The sequence below is a fragment of the Streptomyces sp. NPDC046900 genome (genome assembly GCF_040644975.1).
Lineage (GTDB): Bacteria > Actinomycetota > Actinomycetes > Streptomycetales > Streptomycetaceae > Streptomyces.
In genome coordinates this window covers 1-20624 of the sequence record NZ_JBEYXD010000092.1, presented here as the reverse complement: position 1 = coordinate 20624, position 20624 = coordinate 1, and the positions used below count along the sequence as shown (strand labels likewise).

Here is a 20624-nt window from a genome sequence, read left to right as displayed (position 1 = left end):
CTTCCCCCGAGCCGTACTCCTCAGTCCTTCGGCGCCTGAGCCGCCCGGCTCAGTCGTTCACCCAAGTTCTTTGCGCAGGCGACCAGTTCGGCGGGCCGGTGCACCGTGAACTCGCAGTCGGTCATGGCGAGCCGTACCGCGAGCCATTCCACGGAGTCGCTCGACGTGCCGCGCAGCCGGCAGCTGTGGTCGCCGAGCGGCTCGGGCTCCGCGAACCAGCGCGGCAGGCGCGCCGCGACGACGTCCGCGGGCGCGGCGAAGGTCGCCTCGAACTCGTACGCCTCCTGGCGCCGGTACATCGACTGCCGCAGATATTCCGCCGCGCTCCCCGCAGGCAACTCCCGCGGGGCGAACCTCGCGCCGGTCGCGAACGGCTCGCTGACCCGGTCGACCCGGAACGTACGCCAGTCGTCGCGCTCCAGGTCGTAGGCGACGAGATACCAGCGGCGTCCCGTGGACACCAGCCGGTACGGCTCGGTCTGGCGCCGGGACGGCGTTCCGTCCCCGGAGCGGTAGGCGAACCGCAGCCGCTCGTGCCCCGCGATCGTCGAGGCCATCACGGTCAGCGTCTCGGGAGCGATACTCGCCCCGTCGCCGCTGGTCAGGGCGCTGGTGGCGGCCTGGAGGGTGGTGACCCGGTGGCGCAGCCGGGCCGGCAGCACCTGTTCCAGCTTGGCCAGGGCCCGTACCGATGCCTCGTCGACACCTTCGACCGCGTGCCCGGCGCCGGCGCGCAGCCCGACCGCGATCGCCACGGCCTCCTCGTCGTCGAGCACGAGCGGCGGCATCGCCTTCCCGGCGACCAGCCGGTACCCGCCGTCGGCGCCCTTGCTGGCCTGGACCGGATAGCCGAGCTCGCGCAGCCGGTCGACGTCCCGGCGGATCGTGCGCCGGGACACCCCCAGCCGGTCGGCGAGCTCGGCACCGGGCCACTCGCGTGGGGTCTGCAGGAGGGAGAGCAATTGGAGAAGGCGCGCCGGAGTGTCGGTCGTCATGAATCCGAGGATGCCGCAGAACTAGGACACGATCTGACCTATTGCGGCCCTAGCTTCGGACCATGACCTCCACGGAGACCACTCTCAGCAGCAGCACCACCGACCCCGGCGACCGTCGTCGCTGGTTCGCGCTCGCCATCGTGATGACCGCGGCCTTCATGGACCTGGTCGACGTCACGATCGTCAACATCGCCATCCCGTCGATCCAGCGGGACGCGGGAGCATCGTTCAGCCAGATCCAGTGGATCACCGCCGGGTACGCACTCGCCTTCGCCGCCGGGCTCATCACCGGCGGCCGGCTCGGAGATATTCACGGCCGCAGGCGGCTCTTCCTGATCGGCATCGGCGGATTCACGATCGCCTCGGCGCTGTGCGGCTTCGCCGCGAACCCCGAGATGCTCGTGGCCTCACGGATCCTGCAGGGCGCGATGGCCGCGATGATGGTGCCGCAGGTGCTGTCGATCGTGCACGCCACCTTCCCGGCGCACGAGCGGGGCAAGGTCTTCGGGCTCTTCGGCGCGATCGTCGGACTGGGGGCCGTCTCCGGACCGCTCCTCGGCGCCCTCCTCACCGAGTGGAACCTCTTCGGTCTTGAGTGGCGGCCCATCTTCCTGATCAACCTGCCGGTCGGCATCGGGGCGTTGCTGCTGGGCCGGCGCTACATCGCGGAGTCCAAGGCACCGCGGGCCCTGCGCCTCGACCTCGTCGGCGTCGCCCTGGTCACCCTCGGTCTGCTCATGCTGCTCTACCCGCTCACACGCGGCCGGGAGCTGGGCTGGCCGCTGTGGGGGTACGCGTCGATGGCGGGCGCGCTGGTCGTCTTCGCGGCGCTCGTGGCGTACGAGAAGCGGAAGGCCGTGCGGGACGGGTCCCCGCTAGTGGAGCTCTCCCTGTTCCGTGTGAAGAGTTTCGCTGCGGGTATCGCGGTGCAGACGGTCTTCGGTGTCGGTCTCGGTGTCTTCTTCCTGGTCTGGACGCTGTACATGCAGGTCGGGCTCGGCTGGAGCGCGCTGCGCGCGGGCCTGACGGGCGTGCCGTTCTCGATCGCGGTCTCGACGGCGGCCGGGCTGTCCGTGCAGAAGCTGGTGCCGCGCTTCGGCCGGGGGGTGCTGCAGGCGGGTGCGCTGGTGATGGCGGCGGGTGTGCTCCTCTACATCGGGGAGTCCGCCCGGTACGGCCTCGCCATCGCCTCCTGGCAGATGGCCCTGCCGCTCGTGGTGATGGGCGCGGGCATGGGGCTGATCGTCGCTCCGCTGACGGACGCGATCCTGTCCGAGGTGCCGAGGGAGCACTCCGGTTCGGCGTCCGGCCTCATCAACACGGTCCAGCAGATGGGCAACGCGCTCGGCCTCGGGCTGGTCTCGGTGGTCTTCTTCGGCGAGATCGGCGACCGGCTGACCCCGGCGCAGGTGGGGCCCGCCTTCGTGCACGCCTTCGAGCACGCCCTGGGCTGGGTCGCCGCGGTGCTGGTGGCGATCTTCCTGCTGATGTTCGCCCTGCCCAGGCGGCCCGCGCAGCATGTGGAGGGCGGGCAGGCCGAACCGGCGCCGAAGGGGGTCGAGGAGCCGGTGCTCGCCTCCTGAGCCGTGTTCCATTCCTCGCCTCGACGGCGAGGCCGATGGCGCCCGGCGGGTCGCGTTCCGCGCGACCCGCCGGGCGCCATCGTGTTGCGGGGCGGACGGGGCGCGGGAGGCGCCCGCGGGATCGGTCGTGTGTCCGGTCGGGCGCGGTCCTGTATTGCGTCGTCTGCCCGTCTGCCCGTCTGCCCGTCTGCCGGTGTGCGGGTGTGCGGGTCTGCGGGTCTGCCCGTCTGGGCGTCCTGCGCCCCTGTCCTGCGTGCTGACGTCGCCCGGGGTATCGACGCCCGTTTGTGTCCGTTCTGGGGCCCGGTCCTGTTTACTTTTCGGAAATCCAGACGTAGCCTCCCGAGGAAACCACACGTTCGGGCATGAGTTGGAGGCGAACGGACATGTACGCACCGGAGCGGCAGCAGGAGATCCTCCGGCTCGCCCGTGACGGCGGGCGGGTGGACGTGGTGTCGCTGGCCGAGGAGTTCCAGGTCACGGCCGAGACGATCCGCCGGGACCTCAAGGCCCTCGACCGGGCCGGCCTTCTGCGCCGGGTGCACGGCGGGGCGATCCCCGCAGGACGTCTGGACTTCGAGCCGGACCTCGCCGAGCGGGAGTCCACCGCGGCCGACGAGAAGGACCGGATCGTGAGGGCTGCCGTCACGGAGCTGCCGAGCGAGGGCACGATGATCCTCGACGCCGGCTCGACCGTGGCCCGGCTGGCCGGGGCCATTCCCCTGGACGCCGCGCTCACCGTCGTCACCCACAGCCTGCCCACCGCGGCCCGTCTCGCGGACCACCCCGGTATCCAGCTCCATCTGGTCGGGGGGCGCGTACGCCACCGTACGCGCGCCGCGGTGGACGCCTGGGCGCTGCGCGCGTACGGCGAGATCCGCGCCGACGTGGTGTTCATCGCCGCCAACGGCTTCTCCGCCGACCATGGACTGACCACGCCCGACCTCGCCGAGGCCGCCGTCAAGCGCGCCGCGATCCACGCCGCGCGCCGCGTGGTGCTGCTCGCCGACTCCTCCAAGCACGGCCAGGAGCACTTCGCCCGTTTCGGGGGTCTCGGCGATGTGGACCTGCTGATCACCGACAGCGGTCTGAGCCCCGAGGACGCCACCGCGATCGAGCGCGGCGGCACGGAAGTAGTGCGCGCATGATTCTCACCGTCACCCCGAACCCGTCCCTCGACCGCACCTACGAGGTCCCCTCCCTCGACCGCGGCGAGGTCATCCGGGCCACCGGCGAACGCGTGGACCCGGGCGGCAAGGGCGTGAACGTCTCGCGTGCGGTCGCCGCCGCCGGGCGGCGCACGGTCGCCGTGCTGCCCCTGGGCGGCGCGCCGGGCGCCCTCGTCGCCGAACTGCTGCACGCGCAGGGCATCGAGGTCGCACCGGTCCCGGTCGCCGGAGCCACCCGTTCCAACATCTCCGTCGCCGAGCCCGACGGCACCCTCACCAAGATCAACGCGCCTGGCCCCGAGCTGTCGACGGCCGAGGCGGAACTCCTCCTGGAGACGGTCCGCGAGCAGTACCGCGCGGCCCGGATCACCTGGATCACCTGCTGCGGCAGCCTCCCGCGCGGCCTTGCGCCGTCCTGGTACGCGGATCTGGTCGCCCGAGCCCACGCCGCCGGTGCCCGGATCGCGCTGGACACCTCCGGGCCCGCGCTGCTGGAGGCCTTGCGTGAACGCCCGGACGTGGTGAAGCCGAACGCCGAGGAGCTCGCGCAGGCCGTCGGACGCCCCCTCGCCACGGTGGGCGACGCGGTCAAGGCGGCCGAGGAACTGCGCGGGATGGGTGCGGGCGCCGTACTCGCGAGCCTCGGCGCGGACGGCCAATTGCTGGTGTCCGACGAGGGCGCCTGGTTCGGCAGCGCACGCGTCGACGTCGTGCGCAGCAATGTCGGCGCCGGCGACTCCTCCCTCGCCGGTTTCCTGATCGCGGGCGGCGCCGGCCCGGAGGCCCTGGCCTCGGCCGTGGCCCACGGAGCCGCGGCGGTGCAGCTGCCCGGCAGCGTGATGCCGACCCCGGCCGATCTGGACCCCTCCGCCGTGACGGTCACCTCGGCGGTACCCGTGGACCGTGTCCTGACGGAGCCCGTGTCATGACCGCGCGCGTAGCCCATGTCATCACCGCGTGGCCGGTCCGTGTCGTCGACACGTGCGCCACACGCCTCGAACCGACGTTGACGTGGCGGAGTCTCCCCGGCCTCGCCGCGGCCACGGAAGGGCGGGGTCTCCCCGGCCCCGCCACGGCCACGGGAAGGCGGGGTCTTCCCGGCCCCGCCGCCGCTTCCGTCCCTGCACCACCCTGCATCCCCGTCCCCACCCGCGCCCACCGAGAGCCCCGGGCGATACGCGTGCGAAGGAGCCCGCGATGAGCGAGATGATCAACGCGGACCTGGTCGATCTCGACCTGTCCGCCGACACCAAGGAGGCGGCGGCACGCGCCCTCGCCGAGCGGATGGTGGCCCAAGGCCGGGTGACCGACCTGGACGGCTTCCTCGCCGACGTCGCGGCACGGGAGGCCCAGATGCCGACCGGCCTCGACGGCGGCATCGGCATCCCGCACTGCCGCAGCGAGCACGTCACCGAGCCGACGCTGGCCTTCGGGCGCAGCGCGCGGGGCATCGACTTCGGCGCCGCCGACGGTCCGGCCGATCTGATCTTCCTGATCGCCGCCCCGGCGGGCGCGGACGACGCTCACCTCACGATCCTGTCGTCGCTCGCCCGCCAGCTGATGAACGCCGAGTTCACCTCCGCGCTGCGGGCCGTGGACGACGCGGCGCACGCGGCCGCGCTCATCCGCGGGGACGAGGCCCCGGCCGCCGGCTCCGAAGACTCCGTGGTGGCGTCGACCGAGGCGGCCTCCTCCGGCGCCACCGCGGACGGCGCGGCCCCGGCGAAGGCGGCGTCCGCGGACACGTCCGCCCCGGCCGGCGACACCGGCAGCTCCGCCGAGCGCCCGTTCCGTGTCGTCGCCGTCACCTCCTGCCCGACCGGCATCGCCCACACGTACATGGCCGCCGAGTCGCTGGAGAACGCGGGCCGTGAGGCCGGCATCGAGGTGGTCGTCGAGACCCAGGGCTCGGCCGGCTTCACCCGGCTCGACCCCGCCGTGATCGCTGCTGCGGACGGCGTGATCTTCGCCCACGACGTGCCCGTGCGGGACAAGGACCGCTTCGCCGGGAAGCCGACCGTCGACGTCGGTGTGAAGGCCGGTATCAACCGCCCGGCCGAGCTGATCTCCGAGGTGCGCGACAAGGCGGCACGCGGTGTGGTCACCGCGGCGGCCCCTGGCGGAACGCCCGTCGAGCGCGCCGGTGACTCCGGCGAGGGCTACGGCACCAAGCTGCGCAAGTGGCTGATGTCCGGCGTGAGCTACATGGTTCCGTTCGTCGCCGCGGGCGGTCTGCTCATCGCCCTCGGCTTCGCGATCGGCGGCTGGCAGGTCAACAAGGCGCCGTCGGTCATGGACCACTTCGTGTGGACCCAGACGGACAGCTGGGGCGCCCTGCTGTTCCAGATCGGCGGTGTGGCCTTCGGCTTCCTCGTCCCGGTCCTCGCCGGCTACATCGCCTACGGCATGGCGGACCGGCCCGGTCTCGTCCCCGGTTTCGTCGGCGGCGCGATCGCCCTCACCATCAACGCCGGCTTCCTCGGCGGTCTCGCGGCCGGTCTGATCGCCGGTGGTGTGGTGATGGCGATCCAGAAGATCCACATCCCGGCGACGCTGCGCGGCATCATGCCGGTGGTGGTGATCCCGCTGGTCTCGTCGGCGATCGTCGGGTTCCTGATGTTCGTCGTGATCGGCAAGCCCATCGCCTCCGCCCAGAAGGGCATGACCGACTGGCTCAACGGCCTCTCCGGCGCCAACGCCGTCCTGCTCGGCGCGCTGCTCGGCCTGATGATGTGCTTCGACCTGGGCGGACCGGTCAACAAGGTCGCCTACACCTTCGCCACGGCCGGCATCGCGGTTTCCAACCCGAGCGACTCGGCGATGAAGATCATGGCCGCGGTGATGGCCGCGGGCATGGTCCCGCCGCTCGCGATGGCACTGGCCACGACGGTGCGCGGCAAGCTCTTCACGCAGACCGAGCGTGAGAACGGCAAGGCGGCCTGGGTGCTCGGCGCCTCCTTCATCTCCGAGGGGGCGATCCCGTTCGCGGCGGCCGACCCGCTGCGCGTGATCCCCTCGTCGATGATCGGCGGTGCGGTCACCGGCGCCCTGTCGATGGTCTTCGGCGCCACCCTGCGTGCCCCGCACGGCGGCATCTTCGTGGTCCCGCTGATCGGCAACCCCCTGCTCTACCTCGTGGCCATCGCCGCCGGCGTAGGTGTGACCACGGTCCTGGTGGTGGTCCTGAAGGGCATGCGCAAGCAGAGCCCGGAGGGCGCCGCGAAGGAGGCCGCCGGAGGGGCGATAGCCGCCCGCGGCGACTCCAAGCAGCCGATCGCCGCCTGACGAGCAACCGCCCCTCACATGCCGGCCGCAGCCCCGCGACGGGGCTGCGGCCGAAGTGCGTTGGAGGCTGCGGCAGACCGGGCCACGCGTTTCTGACGGCGCGCAGGGACATGCTGCGGGCCTTGTGACGAGCGTCATGGGCGCGAGGCCGGGCCGGACCGTGGCTGCTTGGGCAGATCTGACCCCTTCGTACCGCTCGTCGTATCTGCGATATGCATCACGATCCAGGGTCAAAAGCCCGGATCGTGGTGTCTACTTGGGGGCATGCCTGCGCACGTGTCGACCTTCCAGCTGTTGGGTGTGCCCCTCCTCGCCCTGGCCACCGCCGTCTGGATCGTCTGTGTGGGTCGCGTCGTGCATCAGCGCCGCCTGGAGGAATCGGTCCGGCGCCACCGCACCGCGCTCCGCGCCCTCCCGCCCCAGCAGACGAGCCCGGCCCTGGAATCCGTGGAACTCACCCCGGCCGAACGCGACGCCTTCGCGGGCCTCATGCGGCAGTTCGACGAGGGCCGCTCCTAGAACGGGTTGCGGCGAGGCCGCCCCTGAAGCGGGTTACGACGAGGGCGTTCCTGGAACTGGAACGGGTGCCGAGGGATCGTGCGGTGTCAGCCCAGCGCCGCCGCGCGTCGTTCCATCGCTTCGCGCGCCGCATCTTCGGAGGCGTACACCTCGCACATGTGCCGGCCGTCCGGCGTCGCCGTGTGCTCGACCTCCCACAGGGACAGCTCCCGGCCGTCCCGCAGCAGGAAGGCGTGCTCGTAGAGCGAGAAGCACAGTCCCGCCTGCCCGGCCCGGTTGGGGCGCCCGAAGGCCTGCGTGATCTCGTGCGCGAACGCCGAGCCCAACAGTAAGGTCGCCAGCTCCGCGTCCGGCCGGTCCGGGTTCTCCGCACGGCGCAGCAGCCGGCGTGCGTGGTCAGCCGAGTCGTCGGGCACATAGGCGTGTCCTGGCTCGGGGACGGGCGACATCTGCACCACGACGGGCAGCTCGAAGTCGGGCGCGTCCGGCGGCAGCGGGAGCCGGGCCGTGGCGGCGCGCAGCTCCTCCTCGTCCGCGTACAGCTCGTGCTCCAGGTGACCGTTCGCGCCCGTGTTGTGGACCAGTTCCCACAGGGTGACCGCCGAGCCGTCCGCGAGCAGCCAGGTGTGCCGGTACGTCTCCCTGTGCAGTCCCGCGCTGTGGTGCGCCGAGTGCAGCGAACTGTCGTACGCCAGCGCGCAGTCGAGCGTTCCTATCGTCTCGTCCGGCAGCTCGAAGGAGTTCAGGGCACGACCGAGGAGCCGCTCGAGGTGCTCCTCAGGAGACTCGGGCGACTGGGCTGACTCGTACGCTGCCGTCTCGTACGGAACGCTCAAGGTCTCTCCCGGCGTTGCTGCATGTCACCTTGTGGGTGCATACCGTAGCCCCTCGATCGGACATCATGTCCGGGAACCGAGAAAACGTACGGTGGGAAAACACTCGGGCCGCGGGGAAAGTTCCCGCGCGGCCCGAGTGTTCGTCATATGACCGGAGTCAGACGGTACTTCCCGCGGTCCAGGCGCTCCACGGCATGTTCCAGCCGTTGAGGCCGTTGTCCGGAGCGACCGTTGTGTCGGGGGAGTGCTGGACGATCACCACGTCCCCGATCAGCGAGTTGTCGTAGAACCACTTGGCGGAGGTGTCCCCCTGGGCCCCCTGCACGTCCGCGAGTCCGACACAGCCGTGGCTGGTGCCCTCACGACCGAAGGGCGGGTTGGCCTTGTTGTACCAGTAGTTGCCGTGGATGAACGTCCCGCTGCCGGTCAGCCGCATCGCGTGCGGCACGTCCGGGATGTCGTACTCGCCGCCGAGACCCACCGTCTGGCTGTTCATACGGGTCTGCACGAACTTCTCGGAGATCACCATCTGCCCGTTGTACGTGGTGTGCTGCGGGCTGCCCGACGAGATCGGGACCGTCTTCAGCGTCCTGCCGTCCCGCACCACCGTCATGGTCTGCGTGTTGACGTCGACCGTGGAGACCTGTGAGCGCCCGATGGTGAAGGACACGGTCTTCTTCTGCACGCCGTAGACGCCGTTCGCGCCCTCGACCCGGTCCAGGTCGATCTTCATCAGGACCTTGGAGCCGGCCTTCCAGTAGTCCTGGGGGCGGAAGTCCAGCCGCTGCGACCCGAACCAGTGCCCGACGACCTGCTGCCCGCTGCTGGAGGTCACGGTGATGTGGGACTGGACGGCCTTCTTGGCGGTGATCGCCTTGTCGAAGGTGAAGGACACCGGCATTCCGACGCCGACCGTCGTCCCGTTGTCGGGCGTGTACGTCCCGATGAAGCTGTTCGCCGACGAGACCGTGGTGAAGATGGAGTTGGCGGCCGCCACACGGTTGTCCGCGTCCTTGGCGGTGGCCGAGATCTCGTACTTGGTCCCGCGTTCCAGCTGCTGCGCGGGCTTCCAGGACGTCCCGTCCGCGGACACCTTGCCGGGAACGGCCGTGCCCGTCCCCGCCACGGTCATCTTCACCTCGGTCAGCTTGCCGTCACTGACCCGCACCCCGGTCGCGTTGATGGACGCGTCGGTCGAACCGTCCTTCGCGGAGATGGCGATCTTGGCGGCCGAGGTCTTGGCGGAGTCCTGTCCGTTTTTGTTGTTGTCGGCATTGGCACTGCCACCGCAGGCCGTCAGGGTCAGGGCGCCGACCATCAAAGCGGCACAGGCCCCCAGTGCGCGCCGCGCTCGCCTGTCCGGCGTTGTCACAAGCTTCTCCAGGTCGTTGTCATGTGGGTGGTCCGCTCGAGTACGTGGAGAGAGAGCTGACACTGCGGCAAAGGGTTCCCTTCCACCGCGTTGAACACCATCACGTGACAGAACCGGGACAATCGTCCCGCGCCGGTGTCTAACGGCCGTACAACTCTTCGTACGACGGCCATGTCCCGCCCGGCCCGGCCACCGACTCCGCGGCGCGCACCGCCCGTACGATCGCCCGCGTCACCAGGTCCGCGCCCGCCGCGAGTACTTCGTTGAGCGCGAGGGGGCTCGCGGACGCCGGCCGATGCGTGCCGGTCGCCAGCGCGAAGACCGTGTCCCCGTCGTTGAGCAAGTGCGCCGGACGTACGGCACGCGCGATCCCGTCGTGGGCGACGCCTGCGAGCTTCTGCGCCTGCGCCTTGGTGAGCTCGGCATCGGTCGCCACGACCGCGAGGGTCGTGTTCATCAGCGAGCGCGGCATTTCGGCGGCGAGCTCGGCGAGGCGCCGCCCTGCGGCCTCGTGCACGTCCGGCGACGGGTGGTCGAAGTGGCCCTGGAGCAACTCCCCGTACAGAGCCCCCGATTCCGGGTCGATCACCGAGCCCACCGCGTTGCACACCACCAGAGCGCCCACCGTGATCCCTGAGTCCAGCAGGACGCTCGCGGTGCCGACTCCACCCTTGACCTGCCCGATCGTCGCCCCCGTGCCCGCGCCCACGCAGCCTTCCGCAACAGGCGCCCCCGGCTCGCCGGCGGCTGCCGCTTCCACCGCCGCCCGGCCGACCGCCGCGTCCGGCCGGGCCTTGAAGTCGCCGCCGCGGCCCAGGTCGAAGATGCAGGCGGCCGGTACGACCGGCACGACGTGCGTCGCCTCGGGGCCGACCCGCACCCCGCGACCGCGCTCCTCCAACCACGCCATCACACCCGACGCCGAGTCGAGCCCGTACGCGCTGCCTCCCGTGAGGACGACGGCATCGACCTTCTGCACGAGGTTGCGTGGATCGAGCGCGTCGGTCTCCTTCGTGCCGGGACCGCCGCCGCGCACGTCCACCGCCGCGACCGCGCCGCCCTCCGGGGCGAGGACGACCGTGGCCCCGGTGAGCCGGCCGTCGCCGATGCGTGTCGCGTGCCCCACGCGCAGACCCATGACATCTGTCAGAGCGTCAACTGTCATGTGCCCATGATCCTTCGTCCTCTGCCACTCAGAACCTCCCGTGCGCCGATCCCGGCGGTGGCCCGTCCTGGCCACCGTGGTCGTCGGTGGCAGGGAGGAGCGGTGCCGGGGGGGGCCGGGGCCAGCGGGGAGCCGCGGATCTGGGCGACGCCCCGTGGGGCGCCGCCGTGGACGTACGCTGGTGGTATGAGCACCACCCCCTCCCGCGAGCAGCGGGATTCCCAGTCCGAGCCCAAGGACGCCCTCGTCTTCGACGACCCGCTGAACCAGCAGTCCTCGGACGACACGGACCGGGGGTGGGGCGAGAAGCCCGCGTCGAGCGGCGACAGCGCCGCCGACCTGGCGCGCTTCCTCGACGAGAAGCCGCCCCACCACCTGTGACGGACGCTCCCCCTCGCGGGGCGCGCGCCTGTGAACGGATCCTTTGGGGCGCCGCCGGGCCGTCGGACGGCTAGGACTGGCTCCGGCCGGAGCCGCGCTCGGCGACTATGGCGTCGCGGATCTCCTTGAGCACCTCCAGCTCGGTCAGCTCCACCACCTCGTGCGTGCCTTCCTTCGCCCTGCGGCGAGTCTCCTGGCGGGCCAGGAACTTGGCCATGGGCAGGACCATCAGGAAGTAGACGACCGCTGCCGTGATCACGAAGTTCAGCGTGGCGCCGAGGACCGAGCCCCAGAAAATGCGCACGCCTGTCTCGGTGTCGCCGGTGCCCGTGCACGGCGCTTTGAGGCAGGAGCTGTAGCTGTCCAGGCTCTTGGTGCCGAGCGCGCCCACCACCGGGCTGATGACCCCCTTCACCACCGAGTTGACGATGTTGGTGAAGGCGGCACCGATGACCACCGCGATCGCCAGATCGACGACGTTTCCTCGCATCAGGAAGGCTCTGAAGCCCTGCCAGATGCTCGGCTCCTTCTTCTCGACCACCAGTGGGCCCTTTCTTGATCGCGCATGCTGCGGAGCGAACCGGTCCGCAACCTACGTCAGGGCTTCCCGGGCTTGTCCAGCCCATGCCATGAGGAAGGGCACTTCGTGACCGGTCGGTAAGCTTCGCCCGCCCGCCCGCCCGCCCGCCCGCCCGCTCAGCACAGCGTCACCGCCAGCCGTGAGGTCGCTCCGGCGCCGGCCAGGCGCGCCGCCGTGGTGCGCGGCAGGGAGAGCACGACCAGCGCGCCGTTCTCGGTCGGGTCGACGTCCGGGACCCGGGTCACACGGGCCCCGGCCGCGACGACCTTCGCGCCGCCGCCCCCGTCGGCCGCGATCACGTCGACCCGGGCGCCGGGACGCAGCATTCGGACCGTGGCCCCGTCCGCGATCCGTACCGGCGCCGTCACCATCTCGACCGCGCGCCGTTCCCGTCCGGGGCCGACCGCCGCAGTCGGGCGCCGAGCGGCGTCCGGATGTCCCCGGGCACCCTCGGAGCCGCCCGGCCCGGTCGCCACGAGCGCGGCCGCCGTGACCGCCAGGCCCATGGCCACGGCCCGCCTTCGGTGCCGCACCAGACGCCGCAGTTGATGGCGGCCGCCGCGCACCCGTACGGGAGCGAAATGCGGCACTGAGCACGTGGGAGGGGTGTCCGCGCGGACCGGGACGTCGGCGTCCGGTGGGTCGGCGAGCACGTCCAGATCCGGCCGGAAGGCGCATGCCTGGGCTGAGTCCTGCCGGTGGATGGGCCACGCGGAGGTCTCCCCGTGCGGTGGGTACGAGAAGGCGTCCCCAGGTGGTCGGTCCGCGACGACGGGCTCGTGAGGCCGGTGCACGTAGGCATCCCCTCGCGGTGACGCCGCCCAGGAGGCCCGCCTGTGCGTACGCATCACAGCGTGGGCCGGGGGTGCGAGGCGTGCGGAAGGAGAGGAAGCCCAGGTCGGAGGGGAAGAAGCCGACGTAGGAGAGGACGGGGCGTAGGCCGAGAAACGGGTCATGCTGATCACCACCTGCATCGCGAGATCGGAACGCGATCCACGATGAGGCTTCGCGCCGGAGTCCGCTGACGACCGTGGACTACCGGACGGTTGTGGACAACTCGCCCACCCGAACGGGAAGTTCCGCCCGCCGGGGCCGAGACCTGCGCCCAGGCACTTCCCGACGCAGAGACCCGTGCCCACACCGGCACCGAGGCCCACGCCCACGCCCATCCCAAGGCCGGGACAGTCGCCTACCCCCCATCCCGACGCCGACGCCGACGCCCCCACCCACACCCACTCCCGTCGCCACGCCGACGCCCGCGCCCCCACCGACCCCCGTACCGGCCCAGCCGGCGTCCGCGCCATCGATCAGGGCAGCTCGAACCCCGGATCCATCCCGCCCAGCGCCGTCCGGCACAGGCAGTCCCGCTTCTCGTTCGCCGGCAGACCCGCCACCGTGTCGAACAGCACGCCCCGCAGCCGGTCCACGTTCGCGGCGAACACCTTCAACACCTCGTCGTGCGAGACGCCCTCACCGGTCTCCGCTCCCGCGTCGAGGTCCGTGACCAGGGTCAACGACGTGTAGCAGAGCTCAAGTTCACGGGCGAGCACAGCCTCGGGATGGCCGGTCATGCCCACCACGGACCAGCCCTGCGCCTGGTGCCACAACGATTCGGCGCGAGTGGAGAACCGCGGGCCCTCGACCACGACCAGCGTGCCGCCGTCCACCGCCTCCCAGTTGCGCCCGCGCGCCGTCTGGAGCGCCGCGACGCGGCCGGTGGGGCAGTAGGGGTCGGCCAGGGACACGTGCACCACGTTCGGCACGGCGCCGTCCGGCAGCGGCAGCCCGTCGAAGTAGGTCTGGGTCCGGGCCTTGGTGCGGTCCACCAGCTGGTCCGGTACGAGGAGCGTCCCGGGACCGTACTCGGGGCGCAGCCCGCCCACCGCGCAGGGCCCGAGGACCTGCCGTACGCCGACGGCGCGCAGCGCCCACAGGTTGGCGCGGTAGTTGATTCGGTGGGGCGGCAGATGGTGTCCGCGGCCGTGGCGGGGGAGGAAGGCGACGCGCCGGCCGGCGATTTCCCCCAAGAACAAAGAGTCGCTGGGCGCCCCGTACGGGGTGTCGACCCGGACCTCGGTCACATCGTCGAGGAAGGAGTAGAAGCCGGAACCGCCGATGACGCCTATCTCTGCGTTCTCCATGGCGAGCACAGTAGCTGGCCCCGGACAGCACCAAGACCCCGCTGTCCCATGAGACGGCGGGGTCCGGTCGGCAGAGCCTTACGCGGCGGAGGAGGTGCTGCTCGTCGACGACGAGCCGGAGTCCGACGAGGAGCTCGACGGCTTGGACGTCGCCGGGCTGCTGCTCGAGGACGAGCCGCGGCTGTCGTTGCGGTAGAAGCCGGAGCCCTTGAAGACGATGCCGACCGCGGAGAACACCTTCTTCAGGCGGCCACCGCAGTTGGGGCACTCCGTCAGTGCGTCGTCGGTGAACTTCTGCACCGCCTCGAGGCCCTCGCCGCACTCGGTGCACTGGTACTGGTAGGTCGGCACTAGTCTTCCTCCTGGCACTCTCACTCAATGAGTGCTAACGACCATCAATAGTGTCGTATTCCTTGGGATCAGTCCACCGTGAGCGGCACGCGGTGACCGACGCCACGTGCCACGGTGCGGCCGGCCGGGTGTGTCGCCAGCCGTGACCGCAGGGTCACGAGGGTCGCGAGTGCCAGCACCGTCCCGGCCATCGGGACCAGGAATCCGGCGCCGCCCCACAGGCGGTCCTCCAATTGTCCGGCAACCGTGACCGCTGCCGCCTGGCCGAGCGCGACGGCGCCGGTCAGCCAGGTGAAGGCCTCGGTGCGGGCGCCGGCCGGGACCAGGCCCTCGACCAGCGTGTAGCCGGTGATCAGGGCCGGTGCGATGCACATGCCCACCAGAAGACCGAGGCCGGCCAGGACGACCACGGAGTGCGCGGTCCACAGACCCGAGGCTGTCAGTGCGAGGGCCGCGTAGCCGATGACCAGGCGGCGCTGTGGGGTGGCCTTCCAGGCGACGGCGCCGCACACGATTCCGGAGAGCATGTTGCCGGCGGCGAAGATTCCGTACAGGGCGCCGTTCAGGCCGGGCTCGCCGATCGACTGCGTGAACGCGGCGAGCGAGACCTGCATGCCTCCGAAGACGGTGCCGATGCCCAGGAACGTCACGATCAGCACTCGCACACCGGGGACCCGCAGGGCGGAAGTGTGCTCCACGCGCGCGTGCCGCACGGCGGCGACGGGCGGTTGCGTGCCCTTCTGGGCGGCGAACAGCACACCGCCGACCAGGGTCAGCGCGGCCTCGGTGAGCAGGCCCGCGGCCGGTGCCACGGTGGTGCACAGGGCCGTCGCCAGCAGCGGCCCGACCACGAAGGTCAGCTCGTCGGTGACGGACTCGAAGGCCGCCGCCGTCGCCATCAGGGGCGAGTCCTGGAGCTTCACGCCCCACCGGGCGCGCACCATGGGACCGATCTGCGGTACAGAGGCCCCGGTGGGGACGGCCGCCGCGAACAGGACCCACAAGGGTGCGTGCACCAGCGCGAGCGCCGTCAGGGAGGCAGCGGCCAGGGTGTGCGCCAGGACGCCGGGGAGCAGTACCGCGCGCTGACCGTGGCGGTCGGCGAGCCGGCCGCTGTAGGGCGCGCACAGTGCCATGGAGACACCGGTGACCGCCGCGACGGCGCCCGCGGCGCCGTACGAGCCGGTCGTGTGCCGCACCAGCAGCACGATGGAGAGGGTGAGCATCGCGAACGGCTGACGCGCCGCGAAGCCCGGGATCAGGAACGTCCAGGCGCCGCGCGTGCGCAGCAGCCGGGTGTAGCCCGGACGGGACGACTTCGAGGTGACCGTGGATGCCACGGCCCGTGCCTTTCTGCCGCCTGGTAGCGCGGCCCCCGTTGGGCGCGTTGGCCGTCGGGGCACGCCGAGAGCTGTCCTCTTGCGCGTACTGCGGTAGATACCGGCGCTCGCAGGGGGAGCGTCCCGGCCGCCATACGGTCGCGCCAGCTCTGCGTCAGGCAGAGTTGGTTCGATCAGGGTGCGCCTTGAGTGTACAGAGGTGACGGCCGAACACACCTGTGAAAGCGCGCACCATGCCCTCCTTCACCTGGGATTCCGCGCGGTGTGAGGTACCGGAAGCATGCGCTTAACGCCTGCGGCCCGGCCCCTCGTCGCCGGTCATGCCCAGCCATCCGGCGAGCTTGCCGCCCTGACCGACGGCCCGAAGGCGCTTCTCCGCCGCATCGCGGACCTGGTCGGTGGCGACCACGAGGAGTTCGTCCCCGCGCCGCAGCACCGTCGTCGGCAGCGGTACGAACGACTTCCCCTCGCGGACGACGAGGGTGACGGCGGAGCCCGCGGGCAGCCGCAGTTCGTTCACCTCGACGCCGTGCATCCGTGAACCCTCGGGAATCGCGACGGACAGCAGATGTCCGCGCAGTCGTTCCAGAGGAGCCGACTCGATGCCCAGATCGGAGGCTCCGGGGCCCTCGCCGAGGCGCAGCTGACGGGCCAGCCAGGGCAGGGTCGGGCCCTGGACGAGGGTGTAGACGACCACGAGGACGAAGACGATGTTGAAGATGCGGTGGCTGGCGTCGACGCCGTTCACCATGGGGATGGTCGCCAGGATGATGGGCACCGCACCGCGCAGCCCGGCCCACGACAGCAGCGTCAGCTCCTGCCACGGCATCCGGAACGGCACGAGGCTCGCCACCACGCTCAGCGGCCGCGCCACCATGGTCAGCACCAGGCCGATGACGAGGGCCGGCAGGACGTCGTCGCCCAGCTCGTGCGGGGTCACCAGCAGACCGAGCAGGACGAACATGCCGATCTGGGCGATCCAGCCGAGCCCGTCGGCGAAACCGCGGGTCGCGGGCCAGTGCGGCAGCTTCGCGTTGCCCAGGATCATCGCGGCGAGGTAGACGGCGAGGAAGCCGCTGCCGTGGGCGAGCGCGCCGGCCGCGTAGGCCGCGACCGCGATGGCCATGACGGCGATCGGGTAGAGGCCGGAGGCGGGCAGCGCCACGTGCCGCAGGCCCCAGGAGCCCAGCCAGCCCACCGCGAGGCCGATGGCGGCGCCGACGGCCAGCTCCGCGGCGATCGTCAGCAGGAGCATGTACCAGTGCTGGACGGGTCCGGCCGTGGAGAAGGCGACCACGAGGATGACGACCGGGGCGTCGTTGAATCCGGACTCGGCCTCCAGGACGCCCGTCACGCGCGCGGGCAGGGGGACCCTCCGCAGCACCGAGAAGACCGCCGCCGCGTCGGTCGACGACACCACCGCCCCGATGATGAGCGACTGCCGCCACCCCAGACCGGTCAGGTAGTGGGCGCCGGCGGCCGTGACGCCGACGCTCACCGCGACGCCGATGAGGGCCATCGAGGTGGCCGCGGGCAGGGCCGGCCTGATGTCCTTCCATTTCGTGCCGAGACCGCCCTCCGCCAGGATCACGACCAGGGCCGCGTATCCGATGACCTGGGTGAGTTCGGCGTTGCTGAAGCGGATGCCGCCGATTCCGTCCTGGCCCATGGCGATGCCGATGCCCAGGTAGACGAGCAGGCTGGGGAACCCGCTGCGCGAGGAGATCCGGACCGCTGCGACCGCGATGAGCAGAACGAGCGAGCAGGCGAGCAAGAGTTGGTTGAGGTGGTGGACAGTCAGCGGCTGTTCCCTTCTCGCCGATCCGGGCGCCGCGGTGCGAACGCCTCCATCCGAGCACCCGAAGCCCGGTGCGGGTGCGGGCTTCAGTGCAGGTACTTCATTACCTTACCTAACTCTTGACGCTTTCTTGACGATCGGGGGCGGATGATCGAACTTCGGTCCGGGCCTGTTCCCGACTCCGCGTCCAGACGCGTCGGGCCCTGCGCCTATGGTTGCTCCAGCGCTCAGTAGAAAGCACAGCCCGCCCTGCCGCTCGTGTTAGGACAGCAAGGACAGCGATGCCCCCCAACACCACCGCCTCTTCCGGCCAGAAGCCCGGCAAGTCCGGCAGGAAGAAGGGGCGCAGAGCCCGTCTGCTACTGATCGTCCTGGTTGTGGCCCTCGTGGGAGGTTTCGGCTACGGGGGGTACTGGTCCGTCAGTACCGTCCGCGCCTCCTTCCCGCAGACCAAGGGATCGATCACCCTCGAAGGCCTGACGGGCCCCGTCGACGTCAAACGTGACGGCTACGGGATTCCGCAGATCTACGCCTCGTCCGACGAGGACCTCTTCATGGCGCAGGGCTACGTCCAGGCGCAGGACCGGTTCTACGAGATGGACGTGCGCCGCCACATGACATCCGGGCGCCTGTCCGAGATGTTCGGCAAGGGCCAGGTCGCGAACGACGAGTTCCTGCGGACCCTCGGCTGGGAGCGGGTGGCGCAGAAGGAGTACGACACCACGCTGTCGGCCTCGACCAAGCAGTACCTCCAGGCGTACGCCAAGGGGGTCAACGCCTACTTGAAGGGCAAGGACGGCAAGGACATCTCCCTGGAGTACGCGGCTCTGGGCTTCGCCAACGACTACACGCCCGAGCAGTGGACCCCGGTCGACTCGATCTCCTGGCTCAAGGCGATGGCCTGGGACCTGCGCGGCAACATGCAGGACGAGATCGACCGCTCCCTGATGACCAGCCGCCTCGGCCCGAAGCAGATCGAGGACCTCTACCCGGACTACCCCTACGCCATCCACAAGCCGATCGTCCAGGAGGGCCGGTACGACAGCCTCACCAAGACGTTCGAGCCGAGCGGCTCGAAGGGTTCGCAGTCGGCGACCGGGACGTCCACCCCGACCTCGGCCTCCTCGGCCCTGCAGAGCCAGCTGTCGGGCCTCTCCAAGGTCCTGGACAACGTTCCGACGGCCGTCGGCGTGAACGGCAACGGCATCGGCTCCAACTCCTGGGTCGTGGCCGGCAGCCACACCATCACCGGCAGGCCGCTGCTGGCCAACGACCCGCATCTGTCGCCCTCACTGCCGTCGGTCTGGTACCAGATGGGCCTGCACTGCACCGAGATCTCCAGCAAGTGCCAGTACGACGTCACCGGCTACACCTTCGCGGGCATGCCAGGCGTGATAATCGGCCACAACCAGAACATCGCCTGGGGGATGACCAACTCGGGCGTCGACGTCACCGACCTCTACCTGGAGAAGCTCTCCGGCGACGGCTACCTCTACGACGGCACGGTGAAGCCGTTCACCACCCGCGCCGAGACGATCAAGGTCGCCGGAGGTGCGTCCAAGAAGATCGTCGTACGTGAGACGAACAACGGCCCGCTGCTGTCCGACCGCGACGACGAGCTCGTCACGGTCGGCAAGAAGGCGACGGTGGCGACCGCGGCACCCGACCGGGGCGACGGCTACGGCATCGCGCTGCAATGGACCGCCCTGGACCCCGGCCACTCCATGGACGCCGTCTTCCAGATCGACAAGGCGTCGAACTGGGACGAGTTCCGTGCCGCCTCCCGCTTGTTCGACGTGCCCTCGCAGAACCTGGTCTACGCCGACACCAAGGGCAACATCGGCTACCAGCTGCCCGGAAGGATCCCGGTGCGCGCGCCGGGCGACGACGGCCGGTTCCCGGCGCCCGGCTGGAGCTCCAAGTACAGCTGGACGGGCCACTACATCCCGCAGCAAGCGCTGCCCTACGAGTACAACCCGCAGCGCGGCTACATCGTCACCGCCAACCAGGCCGTGATCGACAAGGCCAAGTACCCCTACACGCTCACCACGGACTGGGACTACGGCGCGCGCAGCCAGCGGATCAGCGACCTGATCGACTCCAAGATCAAGGGCGGCGGAAAGATCTCGACGGACGACATGCGGCAGATGCAGCTCGACAACAGCAGTGAGATCGCCAAGATGCTGGTGCCCAAGCTGCTCAAGATCGACGTCTCCGACAAGAACGTCCGCGAGGCACAGAAACTGCTCGAGAGCTGGGACCGGACCCAGGACGCCGACTCCGCCGCAGCCGCGTACTTCAACGCCGTCTGGCGCAACATCCTCAAGCTCGCCTTCGGCAACAAGCTCCCCAAGGAGCTGCGGGTCAAGGGTCAGTGCCTGTGGGTGGAACCGGCCGACAGCACCGGGCCCGCGGACGCCGACCAGAAGGTGCGCGAGTGCGGCGAGCGCGACGCGGACCAGGCGCAGCCGGACGGCGGCGACCGCTGGTTCGAGGTGGTGCGCAACATCATCGACGACCAGAAGAGCGACTGGTGGCAGCTGCCCCAGACGCGCACCCAGCCGGCCACCACGACGCGCGACGCCCTGTTCAAGCGCGCCCTGACGGACGCGCGCTGGGAGCTGACCGCCAAGCTGGGCAAGGACATCGACACCTGGAGCTGGGGCCGGCTGCACCGCCTGTTCCTGAAGAACCAGACCCTGGGCAGCGAGGGACCGAGCGTCCTGCAGTACATGCTCAACCGCGGTCCCTGGAAGCTCGACGGAGGCGAGGCCGCCGTGGACGCCACCGGCTGGAACGCGGCGGGCGGCTACGGCGTCATCTGGGTGCCGTCGATGCGGATGGTGGTCAACCTGGACGACCTGGACAAGTCCAAGTGGATCAACCTCACCGGCGCCTCCGGGCACGCCTTCAGCGCCCACTACACCGACCAGACGGACAAGTGGGCCGCCGGCGAGCTGCTGTCGTGGCACTTCTCGAAGGCCGACGTCGACAAGAACACGGCCGACACGCTGGAGCTCAAGCCCTGACGGACTCCGTGAACGCGGACCGGCCCTCCACGCGCGCCGGGGGGGGCCGGGCGCCGTGGGGGGGGGGGCTGCTGGCGCCC

At 70.7% G+C, this 20624-nt stretch carries 17 protein-coding genes; 7 read left to right on the top strand and 10 right to left on the bottom strand.

The window, feature by feature from the left end; translation table 11 throughout:
* Positions 1–20: 20 nt before the first annotated feature.
* Positions 21–995, bottom strand: a complete 975-nt coding sequence (locus ABZ904_RS42760) for a YafY family protein (RefSeq protein WP_361002890.1) — start codon at positions 993–995, stop codon at positions 21–23.
* A 62-nt stretch (positions 996–1057) separates the two neighbouring features.
* Between ABZ904_RS42760 and ABZ904_RS42755 the strand changes: the two genes are divergently transcribed.
* The 5 genes from ABZ904_RS42755 to ABZ904_RS42735 all read left to right on the top strand — a co-directional run bounded on the left by ABZ904_RS42755 (position 1058) and on the right by ABZ904_RS42735 (position 7551).
* Positions 1058–2578 (top strand): MFS transporter, encoded by a 1521-nt coding sequence (locus ABZ904_RS42755; RefSeq protein ID WP_361829527.1) that lies wholly within the window; start codon positions 1058–1060, stop codon positions 2576–2578.
* A gap of 386 nt (positions 2579–2964) precedes the next feature.
* Complete coding sequence (locus tag ABZ904_RS42750) at positions 2965–3726, top strand: DeoR/GlpR family DNA-binding transcription regulator (RefSeq protein ID WP_359405529.1); 762 nt, start codon at positions 2965–2967, stop codon at positions 3724–3726.
* Complete coding sequence (gene pfkB, locus ABZ904_RS42745) at positions 3723–4676, top strand: 1-phosphofructokinase (protein ID WP_359405477.1); 954 nt, start codon at positions 3723–3725, stop codon at positions 4674–4676. Before ABZ904_RS42750 ends, pfkB begins: the two co-directional genes overlap by 4 nt.
* 268 nt (positions 4677–4944) lie before the next feature.
* Positions 4945–7032 carry a fructose-specific PTS transporter subunit EIIC gene (locus tag ABZ904_RS42740; protein WP_361829525.1) on the top strand — a complete coding sequence of 696 codons (2088 nt, stop codon included), beginning with the start codon at positions 4945–4947 and terminating at the stop codon, positions 7030–7032.
* A gap of 264 nt (positions 7033–7296) precedes the next feature.
* Complete coding sequence (locus ABZ904_RS42735) at positions 7297–7551, top strand: hypothetical protein (RefSeq protein ID WP_359405471.1); 255 nt, start codon at positions 7297–7299, stop codon at positions 7549–7551.
* A gap of 86 nt (positions 7552–7637) precedes the next feature.
* Here ABZ904_RS42735 and ABZ904_RS42730 read toward each other — a convergent pair whose 3' ends face one another.
* The 3 genes from ABZ904_RS42730 to ABZ904_RS42720 form a co-directional block, all read right to left on the bottom strand.
* Entirely contained in the window at positions 7638–8387 is a 750-nt protein-coding gene (locus ABZ904_RS42730; protein ID WP_361002899.1) for a DUF6227 family protein, read from the bottom strand.
* A 157-nt stretch (positions 8388–8544) separates the two neighbouring features.
* Complete coding sequence (locus ABZ904_RS42725) at positions 8545–9759, bottom strand: Ig-like domain-containing protein (protein WP_361002902.1); 1215 nt, start codon at positions 9757–9759, stop codon at positions 8545–8547.
* A 139-nt stretch (positions 9760–9898) separates the two neighbouring features.
* Positions 9899–10924 carry a P1 family peptidase gene (locus ABZ904_RS42720; protein WP_361002905.1) on the bottom strand — a complete coding sequence of 342 codons (1026 nt, stop codon included), beginning with the start codon at positions 10922–10924 and terminating at the stop codon, positions 9899–9901.
* Between the two features lie 186 nt (positions 10925–11110).
* Here ABZ904_RS42720 and ABZ904_RS42715 point away from each other — a divergent pair, with 186 nt between their 5' ends.
* Positions 11111–11305 (top strand): hypothetical protein, encoded by a 195-nt coding sequence (locus ABZ904_RS42715; protein WP_359405459.1) that lies wholly within the window; start codon positions 11111–11113, stop codon positions 11303–11305.
* A 70-nt stretch (positions 11306–11375) separates the two neighbouring features.
* Here ABZ904_RS42715 and mscL read toward each other — a convergent pair whose 3' ends face one another.
* The 6 genes from mscL to ABZ904_RS42685 form a co-directional block, all read right to left on the bottom strand.
* Positions 11376–11846: a large conductance mechanosensitive channel protein MscL gene (gene mscL, locus ABZ904_RS42710; RefSeq protein WP_361002909.1), complete on the bottom strand. Its 471-nt coding sequence runs from the start codon at positions 11844–11846 to the stop codon at positions 11376–11378.
* Between the two features lie 155 nt (positions 11847–12001).
* A complete protein-coding gene (locus ABZ904_RS42705; RefSeq protein WP_361002923.1) occupies positions 12002–12538 on the bottom strand; it encodes a hypothetical protein in 537 nt (178 codons plus the stop codon).
* A 654-nt stretch (positions 12539–13192) separates the two neighbouring features.
* Positions 13193–14026 (bottom strand): S-methyl-5'-thioadenosine phosphorylase, encoded by an 834-nt coding sequence (locus tag ABZ904_RS42700; RefSeq protein ID WP_361002912.1) that lies wholly within the window; start codon positions 14024–14026, stop codon positions 13193–13195.
* A 78-nt stretch (positions 14027–14104) separates the two neighbouring features.
* A complete protein-coding gene (locus ABZ904_RS42695; RefSeq protein ID WP_361002915.1) occupies positions 14105–14377 on the bottom strand; it encodes an FmdB family zinc ribbon protein in 273 nt (90 codons plus the stop codon).
* A 68-nt stretch (positions 14378–14445) separates the two neighbouring features.
* Positions 14446–15717, bottom strand: coding sequence for an MFS transporter (locus ABZ904_RS42690; RefSeq protein WP_361002918.1), 1272 nt, complete (start codon positions 15715–15717; stop codon positions 14446–14448).
* Positions 15718–16003: 286 nt separating this feature from the next.
* Complete coding sequence (locus ABZ904_RS42685) at positions 16004–17518, bottom strand: potassium/proton antiporter (RefSeq protein WP_359405523.1); 1515 nt, start codon at positions 17516–17518, stop codon at positions 16004–16006.
* Between the two features lie 278 nt (positions 17519–17796).
* Here ABZ904_RS42685 and ABZ904_RS42680 point away from each other — a divergent pair, with 278 nt between their 5' ends.
* Positions 17797–20544 carry a penicillin acylase family protein gene (locus ABZ904_RS42680; RefSeq protein WP_361002920.1) on the top strand — a complete coding sequence of 916 codons (2748 nt, stop codon included), beginning with the start codon at positions 17797–17799 and terminating at the stop codon, positions 20542–20544.
* Positions 20545–20624: the final 80 nt, after the last annotated feature.

What these genes read in the sequence shown, in the direction of transcription:
- pfkB (WP_359405477.1), top strand. Translation starts at nt 3,723, where the DNA reads ATGATTCTCACCGTCACCCCGAACCCGTCCCTCGACCGCACCTACGAG.
- ABZ904_RS42755 (WP_361829527.1), top strand. Translation starts at nt 1,058, where the DNA reads ATGACCTCCACGGAGACCACTCTCAGCAGCAGCACCACCGACCCCGGC.
- ABZ904_RS42760 (WP_361002890.1), bottom strand. Translation starts at nt 995, where the DNA reads ATGACGACCGACACTCCGGCGCGCCTTCTCCAATTGCTCTCCCTCCTG.
- ABZ904_RS42735 (WP_359405471.1), top strand. Translation starts at nt 7,297, where the DNA reads ATGCCTGCGCACGTGTCGACCTTCCAGCTGTTGGGTGTGCCCCTCCTC.
- ABZ904_RS42750 (WP_359405529.1), top strand. Translation starts at nt 2,965, where the DNA reads ATGTACGCACCGGAGCGGCAGCAGGAGATCCTCCGGCTCGCCCGTGAC.
- ABZ904_RS42720 (WP_361002905.1), bottom strand. Translation starts at nt 10,924, where the DNA reads ATGACAGTTGACGCTCTGACAGATGTCATGGGTCTGCGCGTGGGGCAC.
- ABZ904_RS42700 (WP_361002912.1), bottom strand. Translation starts at nt 14,026, where the DNA reads ATGGAGAACGCAGAGATAGGCGTCATCGGCGGTTCCGGCTTCTACTCC.
- ABZ904_RS42740 (WP_361829525.1), top strand. Translation starts at nt 4,945, where the DNA reads ATGAGCGAGATGATCAACGCGGACCTGGTCGATCTCGACCTGTCCGCC.
- ABZ904_RS42680 (WP_361002920.1), top strand. Translation starts at nt 17,797, where the DNA reads ATGCCCCCCAACACCACCGCCTCTTCCGGCCAGAAGCCCGGCAAGTCC.
- ABZ904_RS42715 (WP_359405459.1), top strand. Translation starts at nt 11,111, where the DNA reads ATGAGCACCACCCCCTCCCGCGAGCAGCGGGATTCCCAGTCCGAGCCC.